The organism is Rhodococcus sp. GB-02 (assembly GCF_053470465.1).
On the sequence record NZ_JBPUKE010000001.1, the window covers coordinates 190,382 to 216,973 of the forward strand.

The window sequence follows — 26,592 nt, forward strand, 5'->3', positions numbered from 1 at the left end:
GTGTTGTCACCGAGCCCAGCCGAAAGCAGGCCTGACCTTCATTCTTCCCCTCTCCGACGATCACTGCAGCGGTAATTCACGCAGATGGTGCGACCGGATCGAGTGGGCGACGTTGCACACCACAGAACCGAGGTTTCTCCCATGGACCAATTGCTCAGCGGTATCAAAGTTCTCGACCTCACCCGCGCTCTCGCGGGGCCTCTGTGCACGTCACTACTCTCCGACTTCGGCGCCGACGTGGTCAAGGTCGAAACCCGTGGCTCCGGCGACAGTTCGCGTCAGTGGCCGCCGTTCGACGGCGATCGAAGCCTCTACTTCGCTTCCGTGAACCGCGGCAAACGATCGATCGCCATCGACATGCGCAGTGACCGCGGGCGGAAACTGCTTCGCAGCCTGGCACTCGACGCAGACGTGCTGGTCGAGAACTTCCGTCCGGGAGTGCTGGCCGACATGGGGCTCGATCCTGATTCCCTCGAGCAGGAGAATCCGGGGCTCGTCGTGATGAGCATCAGTGGTTTCGGCCCGGTGGGCCCGGACCAGTTCGCGCCCGGACTCGACCAGGTGGCCCAGGGGATGTCCGGGCTGATGTCGGTGACCGGCGCCGGGGATCAGACTCCGATGAGGGTCGGTATCCCCATCATCGACACCGTCTCGGGCATCTATGCAGCGTTGGGGATCACGGCGGCGCTGGCCTCTCGCGGTCGCGACGGTCGAGGACACCGCGTGCAGACCTCGCTGCTGGAATCCGCGATCTCGATCATGACCTTCCAGGCCCAGGACTACCTGAGCACCGGACGCGTTGCGACGCCGAACGGCAATACGCACCCGACGATCACGCCGTACGGCGCTTTCGACACCGCGGACTTCCCGATCAACATCGCCACCGGCTCGGACAAGCACTGGATCGCTCTGTGCTCGGTACTCGGAGACCCCGACCTCGCCTTTCGTGCCGAATATGCCACGGGTAAAGAACGTTTGGCGCACCGAGACCAACTGACCAAAGAACTCGAGGACCTACTGACCACCAAGGGCGCGGCGCAGTGGATCACCGAGATCCGCGGTGCCGGAATTCCCTGCGGCCCGATCCATTCGATGGATCAGGTGTTCTCCGACCCGCAGGTCGAGGCATTGCAGATGGTCGAGCAGACACACAGCGCCGACGGGACCTCGATTCCTGTTGTCCGCGGGCCGTTCTGGGTGGACGGCAAAACTCTTCCCGTCAGGAATGCACCACCCATGACCCTCGGCGGCGACGCCGACGACGTACTCGCCGACTTCGGCCTGCGTCCGGAGGAGATTGAAGACCTTCGCGCGAATTCGGTGATCTGACCGCACACTAGTAACAGAGCAGACGCTCTGTTACTGTGCGTTCATGCCTCGGCCACGCGTCCACGACCTCGACACGCTGCTCGACGCTGCCGAAAAACTTGCCGCCACCGCCGGGCCGAGTGCTGTCACGGTCAGGGCTGTCTCCGACGCCACCGGCGTGTCCAATGGGGCGATCTATCACGCATTCGGCTCTCGCAGTGGACTGGTCGGTAGCGCGTGGCTGCGTGCAGCGCAGCGGTTTCTCGCGCTTCAGCAATCGAGAGTGGACGACGCACTCGCGGACCCGTCGCCAACTTCGGCGGTTTCCGCCGTCGTCGCAGCTGCCGAAGTTCCGGCCGTCTTCTCGCTCGACTACTCCCAATCTGCGTTGCTGCTGTTGACGATCCAGCGCGACGAACTGCTCGGCACCGACGTCCCTGCCGACATCGCCGAGCAACTCACACAACTCGACCGGTCTCTGGTCGACTTGTTCATCCGGTTGTCGACCGCGCTCTGGGGCCGCACAGACGGCCGAGCCGTCGAGGCAATCGAGGCCTGTGTTGTCGGCCTGCCTACCGGGCTACTCATTCACCCCGCCAAACGCGCCGACGGTTGGCGAGTCCCCGACGCTGCAGCACGCGCGCGGTTGGATGTGGCGGTTCGCGCCGTTCTGAGTTTGGATCCACCACTCCCACAGTCCCGCAACAGGAAAGGCCAGTCATGACCGCAACTCTGCGCTTCGAAGACAAGATCGCCGTTCTCGATCTCGGCGAGGACGAGAACCGTTTCTCGCCGGATTGGCTCGATGCCGTCGACAAGCTGCTCGATCAGGCTCTCAGCGAAGGCGCACACGCTCTGGTCACCACGGCGACGGGCAAGTTCTACTCCAACGGACTCGACCTCGACTGGCTGGGCGCGAACGGCGACAAGGCGAAGTGGTATGTGCAGCAGGTGCAGTCGCTGTTCGCTCGGATGTTGACGTTCCCGATGCCTACCGTCGCTGCGATCAACGGCCACGCCTTCGGGGCCGGCGCAATGCTCGGCATCGCGCACGATTACCGCGTCATGCGCGATGATCGCGGCTACTACTGCTTCCCGGAGGTGGATATCAACATCCCGTTCACCGAAGGAATGGCAGCTCTCATCCAAGCCAAACTCAGCCCGGCGTCGGCAATCGTCGCCATGACCACGGGGCGGCGATACGGCGGAAGTGACGCATTCGCAGCCGGTTTGGTGGACTTCACCGCATCTGTCGATGCTTTGACCGCCAAGGCCATCGAAATGGTTGCACCGATCGGCCCGAAGAACCCCGGCACACTGGGCGCCATCAAGTCGACGATGTTCGCTTCAGTGGTCACCGCTCTGAATACCGACGGCTAGAAGCGATGGACTGCGTTCTCGCAGAGCCGCTTCCAGATCATCGGCAACACTTTCGGCATCGCGGCCTTCGGTGCCCAGAACCACGTCGACTCCACTGAGTCTCGGCATCGAACCGGCCAGCAGTTGTGACGCTTCCACCAGATCGTCCAGCCCGGCCCAGCCGGCCGGTTCACGTTCGATGATTCTGGTGCGCAATGTATCCGGATCGGCCTCGAGGCGCGCCAGCAGGTGCCCATCGGCGCCGGTCGCGGCCAGCAGCGCACGCCCGTAGTCGTCGTCTTCGACAGTCGCCGTGAGGAAGAGGAGTTCGTACCCCGCTTCCCGGTACGACGCGCACAGCATCCCGACGTGTGCGATTGCCCGTTCGGTCCCCAGTGGCGGGTAGCACCGCTCGAGTTCGTCCACCTCGATCATCGCGTTGCTCACCCCGACCTCGCCGAGTCGATCGTGAAGCGCGGTCAGCACGGAACTCTTCCCCGCGCCCGGCGGGCCTGTCAGCAGCAGTACGAACACGTCCTCCACTATTGCAGAGCCGTGAGCATGTCCAGAACCTTGTGCCGGAACGGGGCGGCGAGAAGGCTGGAGAGGGCAGCTTGACGAGTACTACAGCCCTGATCGGAGCACAGCAATGACCACCACGATCACCGAAATCGCGCCGGACATCTACCGACTGTCGACGTTTGTGGACGAAGCCAACCTCACGATGAACCAGTTTCTCGTCGACGGCGAGGAACCCCTGCTCTTCCACACCGGGCAGCGAGCGTTGTTCACCTCCGTTTCCGACGCACTCTCGACTCTGATCGACATCGACCGCCTGAAATGGATCACGTTCGGTCACGTCGAGGCCGATGAGTGCGGGTCCATGAACTCCTGGCTTGCGGCAGCCCCCGAAGCACAAGTGGCACACGGCGCGATGGGGTGCTTCGTTCAGGTCAACGATCTGGCCGATCGGGCGCCACTTCCCTTGCAGGACGGCGACGTACTCGAAACCGGCAGGCGCCGGGTACGGCACATCGACACCCCGCACGTCCCACACGGTTGGGACGCGGGCCTGATGTTCGAGGAGACGACGTCCACGCTGTTCTGCGGAGATCTCTTCACCGCCTTCGGGCACCACCCCGCGACCACCGAGCACGAAATCGTCAGTTCCGCTTTGGAAGCCGAGGACTTGGGCCACGCCACCTGCCTCACCCCGGATCTCGAACCCACGATCCGTGCCCTGGCCGACCTCGAGCCGCGGATTCTGGCGACCATGCATGCACCGACGTACTACGGCGATTGCGTCACCACGCTTCACGACCTTGCCGACTCGTACGCAACACGTTTCGCAGCCGAAACCGAAAAGTGGAAGTCAGACCAGAGCTTGCGCATTCGACGTGATTCGCACCGCCACGGACAGCGCAACGTGCTCGTGGAACGGCCGCGCAACCACTTGCACTCCGATCGGTAAACCGTTGCGGGAGAGCCCTATCGGAACCACGACCGACGGAAGGCCGAGCACACTGATCGCCCGGCAATTCGCGAGCGCGTCCATCCACGTGAGTTTGCGACCGCCCACCTCGAAACTCTCCACACCGAGCGGCGGAGCGAGCACCGACGCAACCGGCAGAATCAGGACGTCGCCCATCTCGCCGAGGAAGTCGGCGATCAACACCGCGCGATCCGCCCACAGCGCTTCCACCTCGGCGGAACTCCGATCACGGCCTGCCGCAAGCATGGCGGTGATGTCCGCGTCGAAAGAGTGCGCTGAATTTTCGGCGAGAGAGTGGATGTCCGCGTGGGTCTCGACCGATCGCAACGCGCCGAAAAGCGCGTTGGCCCGCGGCAGAGCCAGACCGTCATACTCGCTCGCGTCCAGGCTGTTCGCCACCGAGCGAACCGCCGACAGGATTTTTTCGTCGACAGGCATGGTCCCTTCGCCGGGCGCCCAGCGGATGTCAAGGTGTTCGACGTCGACCGAGTCCGGCTCGGTCCACGAGAAATGCGGCTTCGACAGGACGCGCAGCGCAAGCGTCGCATCACCGAGGTTGCGGGCCAGTGGGCCGATGGTCTGGATCGTGCCGTGCATCGTCGCAGGGTTGGCGAGCACCCGTCCATCCGAAAGCACGCCGGGGTACTGCCCTTCAGGGTCGATACGGCCGAGCGTCGGGCGAACCGAAGTGAGGCCGGTGCAGTGGGCGGGCCAACGCACCGAGCCACCAAAATCCGTACCGAGTCCGAGCACGCTCATTCCGGCAGCAACCGACGCGGACTCGCCGCCACTCGATCCGCCGGGGGACCGGACGACGCCGTCGGGTCGCACCGGACTGGCCGTGGTGCCGAACAGTTCGTTTCGAGTCAGCCCGCACGCGCCGAACTCCGGGGTGTTGGTCTTGCCGATCAGAATTGCGCCGGCGGCCTTGAACGCCGCAACGGCCGGGGCGTCGACGGTCGGGACGTTGTCCGCGAGAGTGCGAGAACCCGCGGTGGTACGCACGCCGGCAGTGGCGATCAGGTCCTTGACCGTGAACGGAACCCCGGCAAGAGGGCCGAGTGTCTCACCGAGAAGGCGTCGCTCGTCCTGGGCGTCGGCGGCCGCGCGAGCCTCCTCGGCGCACCCGGTGACCAGTGCGTTGAGTTCGCCATTGCATTCGTCGACCCGTGCGAGATGGTCTTCGACGACGGTCCGGGCCGACACCTGACCCGACTGCACGGCCTCGGCGATGGATCGAGCATCGCGGCCCACCCAGCTCTCACGACTCATCGCACGCCTCTCCTCGCCGGACTCCTCTGCCGAGCGTAGAGACAGCGAGTGAGCCGAGAAACGACCACAATGCACATACCGACGGCTCCGGCGATGTGAGGTTTTGCCACAACGCCTGCAGCCCCGAGGGATCGGTCAGCTGCTGGTATCTACAAACCCTGCCTGATGAATGCAGCAAGCTTCTCGATCTGTTGCTCGTTTCGTTTGTAGTGCCTCCACTGGCCGATTCGTGTGGTGGTCACCAGATCCGCAGCCTGGAGTGCGGCCATGTATTGAGACGCAGTCGATTGCGATACCTTCGCCCTCGCCTGAATGTGTTTGAGGCACACTCCGACCTCCTCGGCAGGCTCGAGCTGAGGGGGAAAGCTTCCCGGGTCTTTCAACCACTGCAGGATTTGCACACGCATCGGGTTGGCCAGCGCCTTGAACGCCGTTTCCCACTCGGTTGCTGTGTCTTCCATGCTCGTCAGCATACCGCTAGATCGCGAAATGCCGATATGTATGGTTCACTCCCTATATCGCAACATCGCGATATACCAATGGGAGGCAGTAATGGCGCAGCACGACAAAGTGGCACTCGTGGTCGGAGCCCGAGGTGTGATCGGTGGAAACTTGATCGATCACCTCGAGTCGACCGGCGAATGGAAGATCGTCGGACTCTCGCGCCGAGGCGGCACGGACACCGACCGGGTCGAACACATCGCAGTCGACCTGCTCGATCCTTCCCAGACCGCGGAGGCACTGAGCGGACTGCACGGCGTCACCCACGTCTTCTACGCCGCCTATCAAGACCGCCCGACATGGGCCGAGTTGGTTCCGCCCAACTTGGCGATGTTGGTCAACACTCTCGACGCCATCGAGCCCGTTGCCGGCGGACTCGAGCACGTCAGCCTGATGCAGGGCTACAAGGTTTACGGCGCACATCTCGGACCGTTCAAAACTCCCGCCCGCGAGAGCGATCCACCGCACATGCCACCCGAGTTCAACGTCGACCAACAGCAGTTCCTCGAACGCAGGCAGCGCGGCAAGTCGTGGACATGGTCGGCGATCAGACCCTCGGTCGTTTCCGGATTCGGATTGGGCAACCCGATGAACCTCGCGATGGTCATCGCCGTCTACGCAACCATCTCGAAGAAACTGGGTGTCCCACTCCGATTCCCCGGCAAACCCGGCGCGTACACCAGCTTGATCGAAATGACCGACGCCGGACTCCTGGCCGAAGCAACGGTCTGGGCCGCTACTAATCCCGAGTGCGCGAATCAGGCGTTCAACATCAACAACGGCGACCTGTTTCGCTGGCATGAAATGTGGCCGAAGATCGCCGCCTTCTTCGACATGGACGTCGCACCTCCACTCCCGATGTCCCTCGATGTCGCAATGGCGGACAAGGAGTCGGTGTGGGATGAACTCGTCGAGGAACACCACCTTGCTCGGACCCCGTACTCCGATGTCTCGTCCTGGGGGTTCGGTGACTTCGTATTCGGATGGGACTACGACTTTTTCGCTGACGGATCGAAAGCTCGGCGGTTCGGATTTCACCGCCACGTCGACACCGAAGCGATGTTCCTCGACATCTTCGCCAATCTGCAGGCTCGGAAGATAATCCCCTGACTGAAAACACGGTCACTTCGGATACTCTTGTCACGATCAGCGACTCACGTCGAGGATCGTTATGCGACTGAGGCATTCGACAACGCATTCTCAGAGGCTCGTTACCCGCTCACTTCGGGCGAACTCACGGCGACGCTCGCGTCGGGCCTTCTGCTCGACGGGATCCGCCACCGGTGCTGACATTTGCAGCTTCTGCGTGTACGGGTGCGCCGGTCGGTCGGAAACCTGCTCCGTGGCACCCACTTCGACGATCTCACCGTTGAGCATCACCGCGATTCGGTGACTGACTGCACGAACGACGGCCAGATCGTGAGTGATGAACAGGTAGGCAATCCCCTTTTCTTCCTGAATCTCGACGAGCAAATCCAAGACCTTCGCCTGGGTCGACAAGTCCAGCGCACTGGTGGGTTCGTCGCAGATCAGCACGCTCGGAGACAGGGCGAGTGCACGTGCGATCGCGATTCGCTGCCGCTGTCCACCGGAGAACTCGCGGGCGGTACGGGCGCCCGCGTCTGCCGGAAGATGCACCTGGTCCAGCAGCGACCGCACCAATTCCCGGCCTGCCTTCTGCCCGCTCGCAAGCAATGGTTCAGCGAGGATGTCCTCGATTGTCATCGACGGGTTGAGCGACGAATAGGGATTCTGGAACACCACCTGGATGGAGCTGGCGATGGAGCGTCGTTCCTTGCGGCCCAAACGGCTGATGTCTCGGCTGCCCATGTGGATGGATCCACCACTGACCGGAGCCAGTCCCAGGATCGCGCGGCCCAGAGTTGTCTTCCCTGAACCGGATTCACCGACCAATCCGACCGTCTCGCCGGCATGTAGGTCGAGCGAGACGGTCTTGATCACGTGAGCTTCCGGCGAGCGGAAAGTTCGGCCCGGGTACCGGACATCAAGATCCCTGATCGACAACAGCGGGGTAGTTACGGTCGAGTCACTCACGGCGCCACCTCGACTGATGTGGCCCCGAACGGGATCCGACTGGCAAACCGGTCAGGCATGGAGTCCAACAGCATTCGGGTGTATTGGTGCTCCGGTTCAGCGAACAATGTACGTACGTCACTGCTTTCCACTATGCGACCCTCCTTCATCACGCTCACACGATCACAAATATCTGCCACGACCCCGAAATTGTGCGTCACCAGAAGAACTCCGAAATCGCGCTCGTTCTGCAGATCACGAAGAAGGTCGAGGACGTCGGCTTGAACGGTGACATCCAGTGCCGTTGTCGGCTCGTCCGCCACGATGAGCTCGGGTTCACCGGCGAGAGCGCCGGCGATCAGCACACGTTGAGCCATCCCACCGGAGATCTGGTGCGGATACAGATCGAACATCCGACGTGGATCGTTGATTCCCACGCGTGCAAGGAGATCGAGCAACCGTGCGTGCGCATCGTGTTTGCTGATGTCGGCGACAGCACGCAGGCCGTAGGTGAGTTGTTGCCCAACCGTGAAGGTGGGGTCCAGGTTGGTCATGGGCTCTTGCGGGATGTACGCGATACGCCGGCCACGCGCCTTCTTCATCGCATTCGAATCATTGAGAATGTCCTGCCCGCGGAAGAACACGGATCCACCGACCACTGCGGCTTCCGGAGGCAGGATACCCAGAATCGAGTAGGCGATCTGAGACTTACCCGAGCCCGATTCACCGACCAGACCGTGTATTTCGCCGCTCCTCACCTCGAGATCGACGCCGTGAACCACAACACCGACCGTCTCAGCCGACGACGGGTACCCCAGTTCGAGTCCCTGGATCCGCAGCAGGGCTTCGGATTTCGGCTCAGTGTCGGTAGGGAGCGTGGTTGACCGCTGACGGGTGTCCTCGCGCTCGGCCCGGATTTCTTTCACCTTCGATGCCGACAGAGCCGGATGGCGGGTGCCCGACGTTTCGAGTGTGTCGCGCAGTGTATTTCCGAGGATCACCAACGAGAGTGTGGTTGCACCGATGAGCAGGGCCGGCCAGACGACGGCGGTGCCGTTGTTGTAGATGTTCGCGAACGCTTCGTTGAGCATTCCACCCCAGGACGGTGTGTTGCTGTCTCCCAATCCGAGGAACTCCAGTCCGGCCTGAACGGAGATGCCTGTGGCCAGAACGAATGAGCTCTGCACGATCAGCGGCCCACGGATCGAACGCAGGACATGCCGCGAAATGATCCTCCCGTCGGACAAACCCGCGACTCTGGCGGCGTCGACGTACAACTCACTTCGGATACTCAGGACGAGGGAGCGGACCAACCGGAAGAAGTTGGGGGCAATGAGCACGCCCAGAATCGCCATGGAGACAGTGATGTTCGGACCCACGACGGTGTAGAGCGAGATGAGAAGAATGAGTCCCGGAAATGCCAGCACGATGTTCGAAACCCAGTCGAGAACATCGTCGATCCGGCCACCCCAGTAGCCTGCCACCAGGCCCGTCACGATGCCGATGCCGGCCGAGACGGCGAGAACCACGAGGCATGCCATCAAAGTGCCGGTCGTTGCGTACATCAAGCGGGAGAGAATGTCTCGACCCGAGCGGTCACCACCGAGCAGGAATTCCGTATCGAACGGTGCCGCATTCGTCAGTTCGAGTTTGGCGAGATTGGGGTCGAACGGGGCAAGCAAGGGTGCGGCAACCCCGAAGATCACGATGGCGATGAAGACGACAAGCGAGCCCGCCGCCATCGGGTTCTTCAGAAGCCGTCGCCAGACCGATTTGTTTGTCGGCGCCGTCGATGCCGGACCGGCCGACATGATCGCGTCAGTGCTCACGAAATCCTCACCTTCGGGTTGATCCAGCCGTTGAGCAGATCGGCGCAGACATTGACGACGATGACCACCAGCACGCTGAAGACGACACAACCCATGACGGCAGGAAGATCGCCGGTGATCGCCGCAGTCTGCGTCAACTGCCCGACGCCGGGCAGAACAAAGATTCTTTCGATCAGGACCGCTCCACCAACAAGTCCGATGGTCTGGAGAGAGAGAACTGTCAGTCCCGGACTGGCCGCATTTCGCAGTGCATGACGAAGAACGATCGCCCGCTCGGATACGCCGCGCGAGCGAAGCGTACGGATGTAGTCCTGCTTGAGAGTGTCGATGAGGGCGCCGCGAAACTGTTGCGCCGAACCTGCCACCAGGCCGACGAGTATCGCGGTCACGGGGAGCACCAGTGATGCAACCCATTCGCCTGCATTCTCCTCGATCGGCACGTAACCGGTGGCGGGGAAGAGCGGGATCGCAATTGCGAAAGCGAAGACGAGAGCGATCGCAACGAGGAAGTTCGGGAGCGCGAGACCGCCGATCGAAAGGAACTGCAGGCCTTTGTCGACCCACCCGCCGAACACCGCCGCACAAACGCCGACGACCACGCTCAGGACCGCAGTCAGCAAAATGGCGAGCACGACCAGCGAGATCGTCACCGGTACACGCGTCGTCAACATGCTGCTGACGCTCTCGCCGGTGGCGAAGCTGGCACCGAGGTCCCCGGACAGCAAACCTTTGAGCCATTCCAGGTATTGAAGTAACACCGGACGATCGAGACCGAGTTGAGCCACGCGTGCGGCAACTTGTTCATCGGTTGCGGTCTCGCCCAGAGACTGACGCACACTGGCAACTCCGTTGGAGAACACCATCATGAAGGTCAAAGCTGTTACTGCCAAGAAGAGTACGAGAGCGAAAAACAGTTTTCGCCCAAGGAAGTTCAACATATGGTGCCTCGGAATTCGTGATTTCGGAGTGCGGTCTGCCCAGCGCGATGCTTGTGCCGGTGTATCCCGTGCGTGGTCACCACTGTGCGGCGACCACGCACGGGCCGACTCACTTGAAGGTGTACAGGTAGGGCGCAGAGTTTCCGGTCATCTTCTCTGCGGAGACGCCACCCTTGAACGCCCAGAAGCTTTCCGGGAAAGCCAGGACGCTGAACCAGGCCTGATCCGTTACGAACTCGTTGATCGACTGCACGATCTCTTTCTGCTTGTCCTCGGGAGCAACCTGCAGGTCGGCGACGAGTTGCGTGAGCTTCGGATCCTGAGTCTTGAAGACGTTCCAGATCGCGTTCGGAGCCAGTGAAGCGTCGACGTCGGCTACGGGAGTGCCCGAGGGCAGTCCGAAGGGGATCACCGGGTAAACCCCCTTGAGGAACCTGTCGAGATACTGTGTCGCCGGGACGCTTTCGATATTCACATTGATACCGATCAGGCCCAGCTGCTGCTTGATGATCGGGGAGAGCATATCGGTACGTCCGGGAATCTCCGGGATCGTCAGATCGAATCCGCCGGAGTATCCCGCGTCGTTCATGAGTTTCTTGGCGGCCTCAACGTCATAGGCCGATGCTGCAAGCAGGTCCGCTTTGTACGCGTCGCTGTTCGTGTTGAAGATCTGGTTGTTGACGACGCCGTGTCCTTGGTAGATAGCCTTGACGATCGCGTCACGGTCGAAGACCTTGTTCATGGCCTGACGCACCCGGACATCCCCGAGTGCCGGAACTTGCTTGCCGTCGCGGTCCATGATGAACATGCCGTTCCAGTTGACGGCATTTCCCAACAGCATCAACCCTGCCGATTCAGCTTGATCGGCATTCGCCGCCGAAACCGGGCCGGCATCGATCTGCCCCGATCGCAGAGCATTGAGACGCGCGGTCTCGTCTTCCATCACGCGGATGACGACGCGGTCGTACGGGTAAGCATCTGCATTCCAATAGTTCGGGTTGCGTTGGTAGACAAGCGAGGTTCCGCTGGTGCTTTCCTGGCTCGCGAACGTGTACGGGCCACTTCCGACGGGATTGGTGGCGAGATCAGGCGATGCCAGTGACGCCGGGCTCGCCAGGATGCCAGGCGCCCACGTCAGGAACTGTGCAAGTAACGCATTGGGGCGTTCGGTCGACAGTTCGACAGTTCGATCGTCGAGGGCTTCCACCTGGACCCCGGCCAGGCGTACCGAGTCCGGTCCAGCGCTGTCCCGCATGTGTTCAAGTGAAGCCTTGGCAGCTGCGGCGTCGACTGCAGCGCCGTCGGTGAACGTCATCCCGTCTCGCAACTTCAGAGTGAGAGCGGTGCGATCCTCGTTGTATGAGAACGATTCAGCGGCGTTCGGCTCGATGGAGCCGTCGGGTGCGTATTTGAGAAGAGTGTCGTAAACCGGTTGCCACAGGACCACGCCCGTTCCGGCGCTGACTTGCTGTGCCGGATCCCAGGATCGAGGTGCCACGTCCACACCCAGTGTCAATGTTCCTCCAGTCGAGTCCTTTTCGCTGCTCCCACCACCGCAGGCTGCGACCAACATCGACGTTGCGGCAAGCACCGCAACCCCTTGAACGAGCCGTTTCAGCCTGCGCCTCGGCGCAGGCCGCCTTGGTCCGGAATCATCCGCACGGGTTCTCGACAACAATGTCCACCTCCGATTGCCCGGCGCGAACCGGAACTTTTGAAACGATCAATGTTGCCGAACAATACGTGTTCTGAGACACATTTGGCAAGATCTTGAACGAAATTCCATATCCGCCGTTCAAGCTGCATATATGGACTGAAGGAAGGCGGAAATTTCTTGACATTGAGCACTATGGAGCGTTTCAATTATCTGGAATAGCCACTCGCTCACACATCTCTTCGGCACGATCTGCCGCCGGCACTGCGCAGGACAGGACTTCCGTTGAACCCCACAACCGTTCCACCACGCTTTCCACTGCAGTGGCGTGGCCACTGGATCTCACACCCGAACGGCGCACAGACAGACATCGTCGTCGGTCCAATCCAGCCGCCACTACCACCGCATCCGTTTCATCGCGTGGAATTCGCCACCACAGTCGAACTGCCGACTCCAGTCCCACACGCCCCGTGCCGGGTCAGTGCCGATTCACGATACGTACTGACAGTGGGCGGTGAAGTCGTCGGACGTGGCCCCGTCAGATCACAGGCAGACCGCCTGCACTACGACGAATACGACCTCGCTGAATTCCTGGTGCCCGGACCGAACCGCATCGAACTCCTGGTCACCTACTACGGACAGCCCAATCCCTTCTGGGCACCCGCGCGTAGCGGGGCCGGCTTCGGCAATCAAGCAGTGGCGGTCTTGGAAGCCCGGATCGGTGACATTTGGCTGGCGACCGACGAGTCCTGGACGGCACGCGAACTCGGCGAATGGAGTGCGCCGACCGATCTCGGCGCAGACGCACGACTACCCCTCGAAGCGTTCGATGCCACCGCGGCGCCACGTGAGGCCGTACCCGCACTCGTTCGGACGGTCAAGCACATGGGCGGGCTCGCCCGCTCCCAGCCACCGACGATGCCGTACGGACGAATGCTCCCCAGACCGATCGGCGCACTCACCGAGAAGAACGTCCACGCGACGTCCATGTCGTCGGTCGATCATCTCGAAACCGATCTGCTCACGGCCGGGGCTCCGATTCGGCGAGTCGGTGAGATCTTCGAGCGCCCCCAGCAATACCGAACACAGAACTATGCCCCCGGCGATGAACTGACAGTGGAACCGCACAGTCCGGTGATCATCGAAGTCGACATGGGCGAAATAGTCGCCGGTCGGGTCAACTACCTGGTGGACTCGGAACACTCCGTGACCGTGCGGGTAGCACTTCTCGAGAAAGCATTCGGCTACGAAAGCGACTCGGGCGAAGCCCACGTAGCCGGCAGTATGATGCGGTCCGAACCGGGCAAATCGAAGTTCGAGGCGATCGAGGTGAACGGATTTCGATACGCCCTTCTGCTCGTGGAATCGACAGAGCAGACGCGATTCTCACTCGAGCAGTTCGACGTCGACGAATTTCTGTACACACTCGCCGGAGACCACTTCTTCACCAGCGCGGACGCACAGATCAACGAGTTGTATCGGGCCGGACGTCGCACCGTCGAGTTGAACTCTCATGACGCCTTCATCGACTGTCCGACGCGCGAGCAGCGGGCATGGGCGGGCGACGCATACGTACACGCGATCACGCATTTGACGTGTTCGGACGACTGGCGACTGGTGCGGCGAAGCCTCGAACTCGGCGACTCACCCCGATCCGACGGTCTACTGCCGATGGCCGCATCCGGCGATGTCGAATTCATCGACAACATCACGATTCCGGACTGGTCGCTCTATTGGATCCACGGCTTGTCCCTGTACTACCGCTACTCCGGCGACACCGCCTTCGCTCATGCTCGAATACCGAGCGTTCAACGCATTCTTCGCTGGTTCCTCGCCTACAAGATCGAGGACCGAAACCTGATCGGCAACCTGCCCGAGTGGGTACTCACCGACTGGTCGGCAGTATTCCTCGACGGATGCAGTTCCATCGTGAACGGTCTACTCGGCCGCGCGCTGCTCGAGTTCGCCGAATTGAGTGAGGCAATCGGCAACAACGGCGATGCACGGTGGGCCCGTGACGAATATGACTCGCTGCGTATCGGTTTCGAAACGTTCTGGGATGAGGAGCGCGGCGTCTACATCGACCATGTCGACGGAAAGAACGCACCGGATGCGTGTTCACAAATGGGTCAGGCTGCCGCTGTCGTCTCGGGATTTGCGCCGGCCGAACGCTATTCCGCACTGACGAAAGCACTTTCAGACGAGGATGCGACGGTGTACCGCAACTGGATCGGTGGAGCCAGCGGTTACTCCAAGGAGCGCCGGCACATGCACCTGCAGGGCAGGCAGGAAATCGACTGGGACACAAGGACACAAATCACGCGAGCAGAACCGTTCGGCCAGGCAATGGTGCACGAGGCGTTAGGGAGGATGAACGCCATGGAGCCGCTTCTCACAAGCGTGCGGCATTGGAGCGAATTGCTGTGGGAGGGAAATTCGACCTTCGCAGAGTGCTGGGGATTCGGAACACCCTGCCACGGTTGGAGTTCCTCGCCGACTTCTGCGCTGATAACCAATATCCTGGGGATTCGCCCAGCCGAACCCGGATACCGATCGGCAGTCGTCGCCCCTCGCTACGATCTACTGCCCGCGCTCTCGGGAAGCTGCCCCACCCCGTTCGGTGCAATCCGTTTGAAGTGCACCGAGTCGACGATTACCGTGCACAGCCCGGTCCCCGTCTCCTTCCGGCGACCTGGCGGTGACGTCGAAAGACTCGCGGCCGGATCCCACGAGCTGACGCCGTAGGTTAGGCGACTACTGCGGGGCGCTGCTGGCTGATGAGGGCAAGCAGCGCCCCGCTTCTTTCCGCCGACTACCCGTCGATCGAATTCCTTTTCAGCACACGAGCATCGCGTAGAGCGCCGCGTCGCACCTTGCCTGCGTCGTCTCGCAACGGTGTCTCACTGAACTCCACCGAGCGAGGCAACTTGTAAGGCGCCAGGCGCTCTTTCAGATGTGCGAGAAGTTCGTCCGCGCCAGTATCGTCGGCAACCTGAACGATCGCGTGGACGACGTTGCCGAGGTCCTCGTCGGGCAGTCCGATCGCAGCGCACGTCAGCACCGCCGGGTGTTCGGCGAGCGCAGCTTCGATCTCGGCCGGGTAGACGTTGGCTCCACCCACCAAGATCATGTCGCTCGTGCGATCGGTGAGATAGAGGAACTTGTCGTCGTCGAAATATCCCAGGTCGCCCAAGGACTCCCAATCGCCGTGAGTACGCGATTTCGCACCGACGTATCGATAGGTTTCAGGCGTGCCGGGCGCCCGACGCATCCACACTTCGCCGACCGTTCCACTCGGCAACTCGCGAAACTCTTCGTCCCGAATGGTCATTTCGCCAGACAGCACCGGCCCGACCGATCCCGGGTGAGTCAACCAGTTGACGCCGTCGATCATGCAGTTCGCCTGGGCTTCTGTGCCCGAATACAACTCGACGACCTTCTCCGGTCCTATCCAGTCGAGCCACCCACGTTTGACCACAGGCGGGCAGGGCGCCCCGACATGCAACACGGTTTCGAGTGTCGAAACATCGGCCGCGCTGCGGATCTCGTCGGGAAGTCGCAGCATACGGCCCATCATCGTCGGGACTACGTAGAGCCACGTGACGCCGAATCGGTCTATCGCACGAAGGGTACGTTCAGCGTCGAATCGATCCATCAGCACCACGTGCTGCCCCTGCAACAAAGCCATCAGCGAGAACATGTTGGGCGCATTGTGGAACATCGGTGCCGTGTTGAGCATGACTCCGCCTGCCCTGAGTCGCAGAGCATCGGCACGACCGAGCACCGCTTCAGCGCTCGCTTCCTGCCCCGACACGATCAATTTCGGACTTCCCGTACTTCCGCCTGAGGTCGGAGCTTTCCACGCCGGAGAGATCATGTCCGGCAACGGCTCAGCTGATTCGCCCGACACGTCTGCGCTTACGCTCATCCAAGCCCGTCCATCACCTGGTTCGAGTCCTAACACCAGCGACGGATTCGCCACTTCCAGTAGCCGGCTCAGCTCGTCGGCCGGCAGCCGGGCCGAGAGTGGTTGCGGAACGGCTCCGAGTTTCCATGCTGCGATGGATGATTCGATGTGACGCACACCGTTGGGCAGCGCAATGGACACCATCGAACCGGCAGTGACCCCCAGCGCTGCGAAGCGGCGTGCCAATTGATTCGTGCGGCGCTCCAGTTCACTGCGAGTGACGCTCTCGTGATCATCGGTCACAGCCAGTCTGTCCGGTGCCTCGAGCGCCAATGTCTGCAGTCGAGCAGGAAGTGATGTCAGTTCGTCGGTGCTCATGCCTCGCGCTTTCGAAGGTTGTATTTTTCGCAAGTGTGGTCAGTTCCGAGCTAGGTGAATCGCGATGTTTAATCGTTTCATTCGTTTCTTCGTGACAGTAGGCAGCGGCACCGGGTGAAGTCAAGGCTCGGCGGCCCCGATCGCCGGCGGGTCCCGACTGGCGCGAAGGTGTGCAGGCCGCGCCGCAGAGTCGGAGCAGGTCTCAGCCCCACAATTACTTCCGATGCGCAGCAGGCGAACGTAGGATTTCCCGATACACGACCACACAGCGGTTCGGCGTTGCTGATTCATGCAGCCGCGAGGGCCTTGTAGGCTGGCTCAGTCCAGCGGACCGAACGCAATCGTTTCAATAGGAGTCTTGGTGACAGTGCACGACGGTCGGTCGTCTTCGAACCAGGTCATCGGCATGCGCGATGTCGCTGCTGCGGCAGGCGTCTCCATGGGTACGGTCTCCAATGTCCTCAACCGTCCGGAGATGGTCAGCGCCAAAACTCGATCCCGGGTGCAGGCAGCCATGTCCGAGCTCGGCTTCGTCCGTAACGAATCTGCACGTCAGCTACGCGCGGGACACAGCAATACGCTTGCGTACGTCATGCTCGACGGCGCCAATCCCTTCTTCACCGACGTCGCCAAGGGCATCGAGGAAGCCGCCGAGGCCCATGACCTGTCGGTATTCCTCTGCAACAGCAACAACCGAGCCGAACGAGAACTGACTTACCTGAACAGGTTGGAACAACAACGAGTTCAAGGGGTACTCATCACACCGATGGACCCGGAGGCCGCGATTCTCGACGAGCTACCCAAGCGCGGTACGCGGGTTGTCATCGTCGATCGACGTCGGGCACGCCCGACTCACTGCTCGGTGACGGTCGACGATGTCGAGGGCGGGGGCCTGGCTGTCGAGCATTTGCTCGAAATGGGCCATACCAGTATCGCATTCGTCGGCGGACCGCCTTCGATCGGACAGGTCCGCGATCGGCGGGAGGGCGCACTCAACGCCGTTGCGGAAGCCGGGCTCTCACCCGATCACCTGATCGAAATCGACACCGCCGGACTGACAGTCTCAGAGGGCATCGGGGCGGGCGAGCGCATCCTCGGTCTCAGCGCGAAGAACCGCCCGACTGCGGTGTTCTGCGCCAACGACCTGTTGGCTCTCGGATTGCTACAGCAATGCGTCGCCCTCGGAGTTCGAGTGCCGGACGATCTGGCCATCGTCGGCTACGACGACATCGAGTTCGCGGCAGCCGCAGCGGTGCCACTCACCTCGGTACGCCAGCCACGCAAACTCTTGGGCGAGACCGCGGCCAATCTCCTCTTTCGTGAAGTCGAGGACCCCGACCACACCCATGAGCAGGTACTTTTCTCTCCCGAACTGGTCGTCCGTCGCTCGTCACGATCCACGAACTGACACGGGCTTCTACCGCCGCACTTCCGAGCGACTACTCCCTACTCAGACGCACTGGGGTTGACAGTTGTGGAGCCAATCACATAATTTGAATCGATTCAAACATTCTCGATTCAGTGGAGCGGCATGCCTACATTCAGTGAAATCTCGGAAGCGCTCGCGGACCAGTCCATCGAATTGCCTTCGTGGGCGTTCGGTAACTCCGGAACTCGATTCAAAGTGTTCGGTTCCGCCGGCGCGCCTCGGGATCCCTACGAAAAACTCGCCGACGCGGCCAAGGTTCACGAACTGACCGGACTCGCACCGTCGGTCGCTCTGCACATTCCGTGGGATCTCGTCGATGACTTCGACAAGTTGGGCACCCACGCCGCCAACCTCGGAGTGCGACTGGGAACCGTCAATACCAACACATTTCAGGATGACGACTACAAGTTCGGCAGCCTCACGCATGTCGACGAACGAGTACGTGCGAAGGCAATCGCACACATGCATCAGTGCATCGACATCATGGATGTCATCGGCAGTCGCGACCTGAAGATCTGGCTACCGGACGGCACCAACTACCCCGGCCAAGGTGACCTGCGTGATCGACAGGACCGACTTGCCGATTCGCTACGCCAGGTCTACGACCGTTTGTCCGAGCATCAGCGACTTGTGCTCGAATACAAGTTCTTCGAACCCGCCTTCTACGCCACCGACGTCCCGGACTGGGGAACCTCGTACGCCCACAGCGTCGCCCTCGGCGAGCGCGCTTTCGTCTGCCTCGACACCGGACACCATGCACCTGGTACCAACATCGAATTCATCGTTGCGCAGTTACTGCGCCTCGGCCGTCTCGGCTCCTTCGATTTCAATTCGCGATTCTATGCGGACGACGACCTGATCGTCGGCGCTGCGGATCCATTTCAGTTGTTCCGCATCATGTTCGAGGTCATTCGTGGTGGTGGATACGGGCCCGACAGCGAAGTCGCGTTCATGCTCGATCAGTGCCACAACGTCGAGGAAAAGATCCCCGGACAGATACGCTCGGTCCTCAACGTCCAGGAGATGACCACCCGGGCCTTGCTCGTCGACCGTGCCGCCCTCACCGCGGCGGAGAAACTCGGTGACGTGCTCGGCGCACACGAAATCTTCATGGATGCCTTCTACACCGACGTCCGTTCGGACCTGGCAGATTGGCGCGTATCTCGCGGTCTTCCCGCCGAACCCATGCAGGCATACCGCGAAAGCGGATATGCAGACCACATCAACTCCACCCGGACGGGTGGAATCCAAGCCGGTTGGGGAGCCTGAATCTCGCTATGACTGAATCGACGAACACCACTGTCGCGCAACTGCTTGCCCGTTCGAACAGACTCGGATCCGATCCGAGGAACACGAACTACGCAGGTGGAAACACCTCGGCCAAGGGCCACGTCACGGATCCGGTCACCGGTGATACCGTCGAACTCCTGTGGGTGAAAGGGTCCGGTGGCGATCTCGGCACACTGACCGAAAACGGTTTGGCGACACTCCGGTTGGACCGGGTGCGGGCTCTTACCGACGTGTATCGCGGCGTCGACCACGAAGACGAGATGGTCGCCGCCTTCGACTACTGCTTGCACGGCAAGGGCGGCGCCGCTCCGTCGATCGACACCGCGATGCACGGTCTCGTCAGTGCCGCACATGTCGATCATCTACACCCGGATTCCGGCATCGCCATTGCCACCGCCGCAGACGGGGAACACCTGACCAAGAACGTCTTCGGAGAGAAAGTTGTGTGGATTCCGTGGCGCCGACCAGGTTTTCAATTGGGCCTCGACATCGCCGAGGTGCACAGGACGCATCCTGAGGCGGTAGGCACCATCCTCGGCGGTCACGGAATCACCGCGTGGGGCGCATCCAGCGATGAAGCCGAAGCCAATTCTCGGTGGATAATCGAGACCGCTCAGCGGTACCTGGACGAGAACGGATCGGCCACACCGTTCGGTGAAACAGTCGACGGTTTCACAGCGCTGCCCGTCGACGAAAGGCGAGCGCGGGCCGCAGCGCTCGCACCGCACCTGAGAAGGATCGCGTCTTGCGACCGGCCGATGGTCGGGCACTTCAGTGATTCAGACGTCGTACTCGAATTCCTTGCTTCGGAAAAGCTTGCACCACTTGCGGAATTGGGAACCTCATGCCCTGATCACTTCCTGCGGACCAAGGTGAAGCCGCTCGTTCTCGAGCTCCCGACTTCGGCGACGATCGACCAGTACATCGCCCGTCTGACCGAGCTCCACGAGGCATATCGCAGGGATTATCTGGCCTACTACGACCGCCATGCGACCGCGGACACTCCTCCCGTCCGCGGAGCCGACCCGGCGATCATTCTGGTTCCCGGTGTCGGAATGTTCTCCTACGGCAAGGACAAACAAACTGCACGCGTCGCCGGTGAGTTCTACACCAACGCCGTCAACGTCATGCGCGGTGCCGAGTCCGTGTCCACCTACGCGCCTATCGACGAGAGCGAGAAGTTCCGGATCGAGTACTGGGCGTTGGAAGAGGCGAAGCTTCAACGGATGCCGGCACCACGTTCGCACGCCTCCCGCATCGCGTTGGTGACAGGTGCTGCGAGTGGAATCGGACGAGCGATTGCGACTCGTTTAGCAGCCCAGGGCGCGTGCGTGGTGATCGCCGATCTCGACGGCGAGAAGGCCAGAGCTGCAGCGGAGGCAATCGGCAACAGGGACGTCGCGATCGGCGTGCAGGCCGACGTCACCGACAGCGCCCAAGTCCACGCTGCCGTGAACGCTGCACTCCTGGCATTCGGTGGCCTGGATCTACTGGTGAACAATGCCGGACTGTCGATTTCGAAACCACTACTCGACACCACCGAGCAGGATTGGGATCTGCAGCACGACGTGATGGCCAAAGGCAGCTTCCTCGTGGCGCAGGCCGGGGCGAAGGCGATGATCGATCAGGGCCTCGGCGGCGACATCGTGTACATCTCGTCGAAGAACTCGGTGTTCGCCGGGCCGAACAACATCGCGTACAGCGCGGTCAAAGCCGATCAGGCCCACCAGGTTCGCTTGCTCGCTGCCGAACTCGGCGAGCACGGCATCAAAGTCAACGGTATCAATCCCGACGGAGTTGTGCGTGGATCCGGAATCTTCGCCGGCGGCTGGGGCGCCAAGCGAGCTGCTGTCTACGGAGTCGACGAGGAGAAGCTGGGTGAGTTCTATGCGCAGCGAACCCTTCTCAAGCGTGAAGTCCTTCCGGAACACGTCGCCAACGCCGCCGCGATGATCACATCAGACGAGTTCAGTCACACCACCGGATTGCACATCCCGGTCGATGCCGGCGTCGCTGCCGCGTTTCTCCGGTAGACCGGTGCCGGCCAGAATCTTCGCAGCGGTCGACATAGGGGCTTCGAGTGGTCGAGTGATCGCCGGCGTGATCGACGCAGGCACTACTACACTGCACGTCGTTCATCGTTTCGCCAACGGCGCGAGCGCGGTCGACGGGCACCTACGCTGGAGCCTCACCGATCTCTACGGTGAGGTGCTCGCCGGTCTGCGCGCTCTCGCTGCATCCTTTCCGAGCGTCGAGTCGATCGGAATCGACACCTGGGCTGTCGACTACGGACTACTCGACGCGGACGGAATTTTGCTGTCCGAACCGATTTCTTACCGCGACAACCGAACTGACGCCGTGATCGGCGAGGTGCACGCACGCGTCGATCCGCAGGCGATGTACACCGTCAACGGGCTGCAGTTCCTACCGTTCAACACCGTCTACCAACTTGCCGCAGAACAGCGATCGCCCGACTGGGGGCGAACGGCACACATCGTGCTCATACCTGACTTGTTGGCGTACTGGCTCACCGGAGAACTTCGTACCGAATCGACTAACGCGTCGACAACCGGTCTACTCGACGTGCACAACGGCCGGTGGGCAACGGAGTTGTTCGAGAACCTCGGTATTTCAGAGACGCTCTTCCCGACACTCGACCAACCAGGCGCGCAACGAGGCACGATTCGGCCCGAAGTTGTTCGGTTCACCGGACTTTCACCGTCCACGGTCGTGACGACCGTCGGCTCGCACGACACCGCATCCGCAGTGGTCGCGGTTCCCGCCTCCGGCACGCGTTTCGCGTACATTTCGAGCGGCACCTGGTCGTTGGCTGGTCTCGAACTCGCACGCCCGGTAGTCACCGAAGACGCACGCCGCGCTAATTTCACGAACGAACGAGGCGTGGACGGGCGAACGCGATTCCTGCGCAACGTCGGCGGGCTGTGGCTGCTTCAGGAGTCCCTACGATCGTGGGCTCGAGAGGGTAGGCAGTTGGAGCTGCACCAACTGCTCGAGGAAGCAAGAGGGGTGGGTCCGTCAACGAAACGAATCGACGTCGACGACGTGAAGTTCATCGCGCCGGGCGACATGCCTGCGCGGATCAGCGACGCCGCGGGGCTGTCGACGTCGGCAACGCCGGCCGAGGTGACCCGCTGCATTCTCGACTCACTGGCGAGCGCCTACCGCCACACTGTGCACACAGCCGGAGAACTCGCCGGAGCGAAAGTCGAGACGATTGCAATCGTCGGCGGGGGCTCGCAGAATTCGCTGCTCTGCCAGCTCACCGCCGACGAGTCAGGTCTCCCTGTCACTGCTGGGCCCGTCGAGGCAACGGCGCTGGGAAACATCTTGGTCCAAGCTCGTTCTCGCGGAGCAGCACCGTCGTCGCTGGAGGAGATTCGTCAGACGATCGCACACACCCACCGAATCCGACACTACGAGCCGCAATAGGTCATATCGCCGCACTGCCAGGGATATCGCGATCCTCCTTCTTCTTCGCCCAATGGTCACTGTCGGACCCCAGGACTACCGTCGTAGGCGGGGTTTGAAAAGCAGGGGTTTCGGCGTGTCGTCGATAGGGCCTATGCGCCCCCGGACCAGAGGAGCGACGATGTCGGACAATACTTTCGATCTGGAAATCCTGAGTGCCTGGACTACTTTCGAGACTCATCTCGCTCGCTACATCTCCGTGATGGAGGACGACGACACCCTCGTGGTGGAGTCGCATTACGACAGCATGGACGAACTGGCAGACGCACCCGCGTGCATCCAGTTCTTCGCATGGAACCAGACCTCCGTGCGCTGTGAAGTTCCTTCCAACAGGTTTCTGCATCCACTGCGGATGCTCGAACCGGAAGACCACTCCTCACTACTCGACATGGGGTTCAACGCTCCCGATCTGTGCGAGCACGAGCCCGAGGGCAACGGGTCCATGTCCTTCTACATCGACGTCGACCGCGCTCGTCCCGAGGAACTGGTGACAAAGGTGCTCCGCGTCTTCCGCGAGATGTGGAGCATTGCGCACCCGTCGTTCCTGCGTGCCAGCACCAGTGGACGCGAGTCGACGCCGGCGTTCGCCACGACGCCGTCGCACGCTCCCTCGGGTTCTGGCGACATGCTGCGGATCCTGGTCGACGGGGCCGTCGAACGCCTTCTCGGTCATCCGCCCAAGCGTGACGACGACGGCGACATCCCGCTGGTCCGCGGTGAGCAGGTCACCTATGTTCGTGTCCTCGAGGACGACGAGTACGTGGAGGTGTTCTCACGGGTCGTGCATTCGGTCGAGAACCTCGAGAACGCTGCTGTTGTTCTTGCCCAGCTCAATCGGCAGTGGCCGACCATCAAACTCATTCTTGTCGAGCAGAGTGTGCTGGGCGTGGTCCGCGTGGACGGCGCACCCTTCGTCGCCGAGCATCTGCTGCGGGCTCTGCGCTCGTTCGCCGAATTGGCCGAAGCATCGGACGAACTCGCCGAAGAACTGGGCGGGCAACCCATTCGCGCAACCGGAGACACCGCCTTCAACGACGGCATGGCCTCCGAGCACGAAGATCCCGGTGCCGAATACGAGTCATACGAGTGCCACGAATTTCCTCCGGCGCTCATGGCGCTCCTCGAACTCGACGCCGACGGAACGGGTGAGCTCAGCGCCGAAGAGGTTGCCGTGATCTGTGAACACGACCGCGACACTATTCTCGACTACCTGCGGATCAGTCAGGAGCAGGAGACGGCGTGGCACGAGGCGTTGACCGAGTCCATCCGGCGCAAGGACGACGACACCGACCTGTGTGCGGGCGAGAAGCGCGCGTGGACGCACGCGATCCGCAACCTCAGGCGCGGACTGCGCGTCGTCGTGTTGCCCGCCAAAGATGCAGCGCCCACCCAGCTCGGCCTCTTCGACGATCAGGCCTGAGCGCCAGAGAATCGAGCGCTGCTTGTCAGCCCGGGAGCGGGATGACGATGCCAGGCAGGATCTCGATCTGACGCGGCAACTGGGGAAGCTGCGGCACTTCGATCGGCGGTAGGCCGGGCACCTCGATGGGCGCTGGGGGAGGGGCCGCCCCCGTCGTGGGCGTGCCCGTTCCGTCGCCCGAGGTCACACCGGAGTTCGCGGGAACGCCGGCCTGCCCGCCGATGGGGTCCGGCCACGGGAAGCTCTCCCAGTCGGATCCCTTCAGCGCGCCGTCCATCGTGCTCTTCCAGATGTCGGCAGGCACTCCGGAGCCGTAGATCAAACCACCGTAGGAGTTAGTGATGGCCTGCGCATCGGAAGTTCCGATCCATACCGCGGTGGACAGCGACGGCGTGTAACCGACCATCCACGCATCCTTGTTCTGGCCCGTGTCACCCAGCTGCGCGGTGCCGGTCTTGGCGGCAGACGGGCGTCCACCGGCAAGCGCGTGACCGTTGGAGTACGACGCGATCGGGAGCATGGCCTGCGTGATGTTGTCCGCAACAGCCGCATCGAGACGACGCTCACCGGGAGACACCGGGCGATCGAGCAGGACTTCACCTTCAGCCGTCACGACCTTCTGGATGAAGTGCGGCTGCTGGTACACACCGGAGTTGGCGAGCGTCGCATACGCGGACGCCATGTCGATGACGCGAGACTGATACTGGCCGAGCACGATTCCGTTCTCCGGCGGACCACCCTCTTGCGTAAGCGTCGGGTAGTCGAGTCCGGGAATGTGTTCTGGCAGTCCGGCCAGGTGAGCGGCGTCGGCGATCTTCTGGGGACCGTCCTCCATCGAGAGCATCAACCGGTAGAAGCTGGTGTTCAGCGAGCGCTTGAGTGCCTCGGCGATGGTGCATCGACCACAGGATTCGCCGCCGACGTTTCCGATCGTCACACCGTTGATCGTGAGCGGCGAACTGTCGAACCGTGCGGACAGCGGAATATCTTCCATCAACGCTGCGACCAGGCCGAAGACCTTGAACGCGGAACCGGTCTGCAGCGGCGCCTGGGCGTAGTCGAATCCGGCTCCGTCGTCACCGCCGTAATAGGCGTCGACGCCACCGGTCTTCGGGTCGATGGACACTACTGCGGTCCGCAGATCTTCCGGTTCACCGTCGAGATTCCGCTTGACCGCGTTCAGCGCAGCTTCCTGCGCAACCGGGTCGATGGTCGTCGTGATCTGCAGACCAGCGGTGTTCAGCGTCTGATCGCTGATACCCGCCTCGGCCAGTTCCTTGAGCACCTGAGTCTTGATGTGGCCTTCGGGTCCTGGCGCCTGGTTCAGATCGGTCGGCCGATTGGCGGGGGCGACAACCGGGAACTGCATCGCGTCGCGATCCGTCTTGGTCACGCTGCCCAGTTCGACCATGCCGTTGAGAACGTAGTCCCAGCGTGCTTGCAGCGCGGACAGATTGGTCTCGGGGTCCAGGAACGACGGGCTCTGGATGACGGAGGCAAGAACTGCGCCTTCCTCGACGCTCAGCTCACTGACCGGCTTGTCGAAGTACGCGTTGGATGCGGCGGCGATGCCGTAAGCACCGCGGCCGAAGTAGATGGTGTTGAGATACGCGGCAAGGATGTCGTCCTTGGACCACTCGCGCGCCATCTTCGCGGAGATGACAAGCTCACGCAGCTTTCGGTCGATACTGCGCTTGTCGCCCACCAACACGTTCTTCACGTATTGCTGCGTGATCGTCGAGCCACCGCCGGCGCTTTCCTTGCCCATCACGTTGTCGCGAGCAGCGCGAGCAAATCCCGAGATCGAGAATCCGGGGTTGGTGTAGAAGTTACGATCCTCCGCCGAGAGCACCGAATCGCGGACGTGAATCGGGATGGCCGACAACGCGACCTCGGTCCGGTTTCCCTCTGGCGGCACCACTTTGCCGAGCACGGTCGTGCCGTCGGCCATGTAGATGGTGGACACCTGATTGGTCTGCATGTCCGAGGGGCGCGGGACGTCGGTCCGGCTGTACGCGACAGCAAAAACCGACGCAGGCACGATGATCATCAGGAGCACGAGAACGTAGATGGTCCGCCGGACGTACCGCCACTTCGAGCGCTGCTTCTTCGCCGGCTTGGCCGACTTACTCGACCGAGGCGAATTAGCCGACTTGCCCGATCGAGCCGACGACTGATCGCCACCCGTCGCACTCGATCTGTTCGATGGACTCACTCAACACTCCCGGTCGTGGATCCGGACTTACCGGCACCATTCCACCAGGGTCATATCTCGATCAGATAACTCCCGGC

Annotated in this window: 20 protein-coding genes; 11 read left to right on the forward strand and 9 right to left on the reverse strand. The window is 61.9% G+C overall.

What is annotated here, in order from left to right; genetic code table 11:
* Positions 1-141 precede the first annotated feature (141 nt).
* The 3 genes from ACSW29_RS00980 to ACSW29_RS00990 are packed head-to-tail and all read left to right on the forward strand — an operon-like array spanning position 142 to position 2,688.
* Positions 142-1,329, forward strand: a complete 1,188-nt coding sequence (locus ACSW29_RS00980) for a CaiB/BaiF CoA transferase family protein (protein WP_347872318.1) — start codon at positions 142-144, stop codon at positions 1,327-1,329.
* A gap of 43 nt (positions 1,330-1,372) precedes the next feature.
* The gene (locus tag ACSW29_RS00985; RefSeq protein WP_448276142.1) at positions 1,373-2,032 is read left to right on the forward strand and encodes a TetR/AcrR family transcriptional regulator; all 660 of its coding nucleotides are present in this window, start codon (positions 1,373-1,375) and stop codon (positions 2,030-2,032) included.
* The gene (locus tag ACSW29_RS00990) at positions 2,029-2,688 is read left to right on the forward strand and encodes an enoyl-CoA hydratase-related protein (RefSeq protein WP_317827019.1); all 660 of its coding nucleotides are present in this window, start codon (positions 2,029-2,031) and stop codon (positions 2,686-2,688) included. The genes ACSW29_RS00985 and ACSW29_RS00990 overlap by 4 nt, the downstream gene beginning before the upstream one ends.
* Here ACSW29_RS00990 and ACSW29_RS00995 read toward each other — a convergent pair.
* On the reverse strand, positions 2,656-3,201 hold the full coding sequence (locus tag ACSW29_RS00995; RefSeq protein ID WP_448276143.1) for a hypothetical protein: 546 nt from the start codon (positions 3,199-3,201) through the stop codon (positions 2,656-2,658). The two genes, ACSW29_RS00990 and ACSW29_RS00995, sit on opposite strands and share 33 nt — an antisense overlap.
* Positions 3,202-3,316: 115 nt before the next feature.
* On the opposite strand from ACSW29_RS00995, the gene ACSW29_RS01000 reads away from it, so the two are divergent.
* Entirely contained in the window at positions 3,317-4,138 is an 822-nt protein-coding gene (locus ACSW29_RS01000) for an MBL fold metallo-hydrolase (RefSeq protein WP_448276144.1), read from the forward strand.
* Here ACSW29_RS01000 and ACSW29_RS01005 read toward each other — a convergent pair.
* Both ACSW29_RS01005 and ACSW29_RS01010 read right to left on the reverse strand, forming a co-directional pair.
* Positions 4,040-5,431, reverse strand: coding sequence for an amidase (locus tag ACSW29_RS01005; protein WP_448276145.1), 1,392 nt, complete (start codon positions 5,429-5,431; stop codon positions 4,040-4,042). The two genes, ACSW29_RS01000 and ACSW29_RS01005, sit on opposite strands and share 99 nt — an antisense overlap.
* Before the next feature lie 149 nt (positions 5,432-5,580).
* Positions 5,581-5,892, reverse strand: a complete 312-nt coding sequence (locus tag ACSW29_RS01010; protein ID WP_230817715.1) for an ArsR/SmtB family transcription factor — start codon at positions 5,890-5,892, stop codon at positions 5,581-5,583.
* Between the two features lie 91 nt (positions 5,893-5,983).
* Here ACSW29_RS01010 and ACSW29_RS01015 point away from each other — a divergent pair, with 91 nt between their 5' ends.
* Positions 5,984-7,042 (forward strand): SDR family oxidoreductase, encoded by a 1,059-nt coding sequence (locus tag ACSW29_RS01015; RefSeq protein WP_448276146.1) that lies wholly within the window; start codon positions 5,984-5,986, stop codon positions 7,040-7,042.
* A 90-nt stretch (positions 7,043-7,132) separates the two neighbouring features.
* On the opposite strand, the gene ACSW29_RS01020 is transcribed toward ACSW29_RS01015, so the two are convergent.
* The 4 genes from ACSW29_RS01020 to ACSW29_RS01035 all read right to left on the reverse strand — a co-directional run bounded on the left by ACSW29_RS01020 (position 7,133) and on the right by ACSW29_RS01035 (position 12,324).
* Positions 7,133-7,987, reverse strand: coding sequence for an ATP-binding cassette domain-containing protein (locus ACSW29_RS01020; protein WP_448276147.1), 855 nt, complete (start codon positions 7,985-7,987; stop codon positions 7,133-7,135).
* The gene (locus ACSW29_RS01025) at positions 7,984-9,795 is read right to left on the reverse strand and encodes a dipeptide/oligopeptide/nickel ABC transporter permease/ATP-binding protein (protein ID WP_448276148.1); all 1,812 of its coding nucleotides are present in this window, start codon (positions 9,793-9,795) and stop codon (positions 7,984-7,986) included. Before ACSW29_RS01025 ends, ACSW29_RS01020 begins: the two co-directional genes overlap by 4 nt.
* Entirely contained in the window at positions 9,792-10,733 is a 942-nt protein-coding gene (locus tag ACSW29_RS01030) for an ABC transporter permease (RefSeq protein WP_448276149.1), read from the reverse strand. The genes ACSW29_RS01025 and ACSW29_RS01030 overlap by 4 nt, the downstream gene beginning before the upstream one ends.
* 109 nt (positions 10,734-10,842) lie before the next feature.
* Positions 10,843-12,324 (reverse strand): ABC transporter substrate-binding protein, encoded by a 1,482-nt coding sequence (locus ACSW29_RS01035; protein WP_448276150.1) that lies wholly within the window; start codon positions 12,322-12,324, stop codon positions 10,843-10,845.
* A 483-nt stretch (positions 12,325-12,807) separates the two neighbouring features.
* Here ACSW29_RS01035 and ACSW29_RS01040 point away from each other — a divergent pair, with 483 nt between their 5' ends.
* The gene (locus tag ACSW29_RS01040; RefSeq protein WP_448276151.1) at positions 12,808-15,132 is read left to right on the forward strand and encodes an alpha-L-rhamnosidase-related protein; all 2,325 of its coding nucleotides are present in this window, start codon (positions 12,808-12,810) and stop codon (positions 15,130-15,132) included.
* Between the two features lie 67 nt (positions 15,133-15,199).
* Here the strand turns inward: ACSW29_RS01040 and ACSW29_RS01045 are convergent, their stop codons facing one another.
* A complete protein-coding gene (locus ACSW29_RS01045; RefSeq protein ID WP_230817726.1) occupies positions 15,200-16,672 on the reverse strand; it encodes an AMP-binding protein in 1,473 nt (490 codons plus the stop codon).
* Between the two features lie 406 nt (positions 16,673-17,078).
* On the opposite strand from ACSW29_RS01045, the gene ACSW29_RS01050 reads away from it, so the two are divergent.
* The 5 genes from ACSW29_RS01050 to ACSW29_RS01070 all read left to right on the forward strand — a co-directional run bounded on the left by ACSW29_RS01050 (position 17,079) and on the right by ACSW29_RS01070 (position 24,300).
* On the forward strand, positions 17,079-18,080 hold the full coding sequence (locus ACSW29_RS01050; protein ID WP_411742546.1) for a LacI family DNA-binding transcriptional regulator: 1,002 nt from the start codon (positions 17,079-17,081) through the stop codon (positions 18,078-18,080).
* A 123-nt stretch (positions 18,081-18,203) separates the two neighbouring features.
* On the forward strand, positions 18,204-19,370 hold the full coding sequence (gene rhaI, locus ACSW29_RS01055) for an L-rhamnose isomerase (protein ID WP_448276152.1): 1,167 nt from the start codon (positions 18,204-18,206) through the stop codon (positions 19,368-19,370).
* An 8-nt stretch (positions 19,371-19,378) separates the two neighbouring features.
* Positions 19,379-21,424, forward strand: a complete 2,046-nt coding sequence (locus ACSW29_RS01060) for a bifunctional aldolase/short-chain dehydrogenase (RefSeq protein ID WP_448276153.1) — start codon at positions 19,379-19,381, stop codon at positions 21,422-21,424.
* A 4-nt stretch (positions 21,425-21,428) separates the two neighbouring features.
* On the forward strand, positions 21,429-22,841 hold the full coding sequence (locus ACSW29_RS01065; RefSeq protein ID WP_317827031.1) for a rhamnulokinase: 1,413 nt from the start codon (positions 21,429-21,431) through the stop codon (positions 22,839-22,841).
* A gap of 160 nt (positions 22,842-23,001) precedes the next feature.
* Positions 23,002-24,300, forward strand: a complete 1,299-nt coding sequence (locus ACSW29_RS01070; RefSeq protein ID WP_448276154.1) for a T3SS (YopN, CesT) and YbjN peptide-binding chaperone 1 — start codon at positions 23,002-23,004, stop codon at positions 24,298-24,300.
* Positions 24,301-24,325: 25 nt separating this feature from the next.
* Here ACSW29_RS01070 and ACSW29_RS01075 read toward each other — a convergent pair whose 3' ends face one another.
* The gene (locus tag ACSW29_RS01075) at positions 24,326-26,515 is read right to left on the reverse strand and encodes a transglycosylase domain-containing protein (RefSeq protein WP_347873146.1); all 2,190 of its coding nucleotides are present in this window, start codon (positions 26,513-26,515) and stop codon (positions 24,326-24,328) included.
* Positions 26,516-26,592 lie beyond the last annotated feature (77 nt).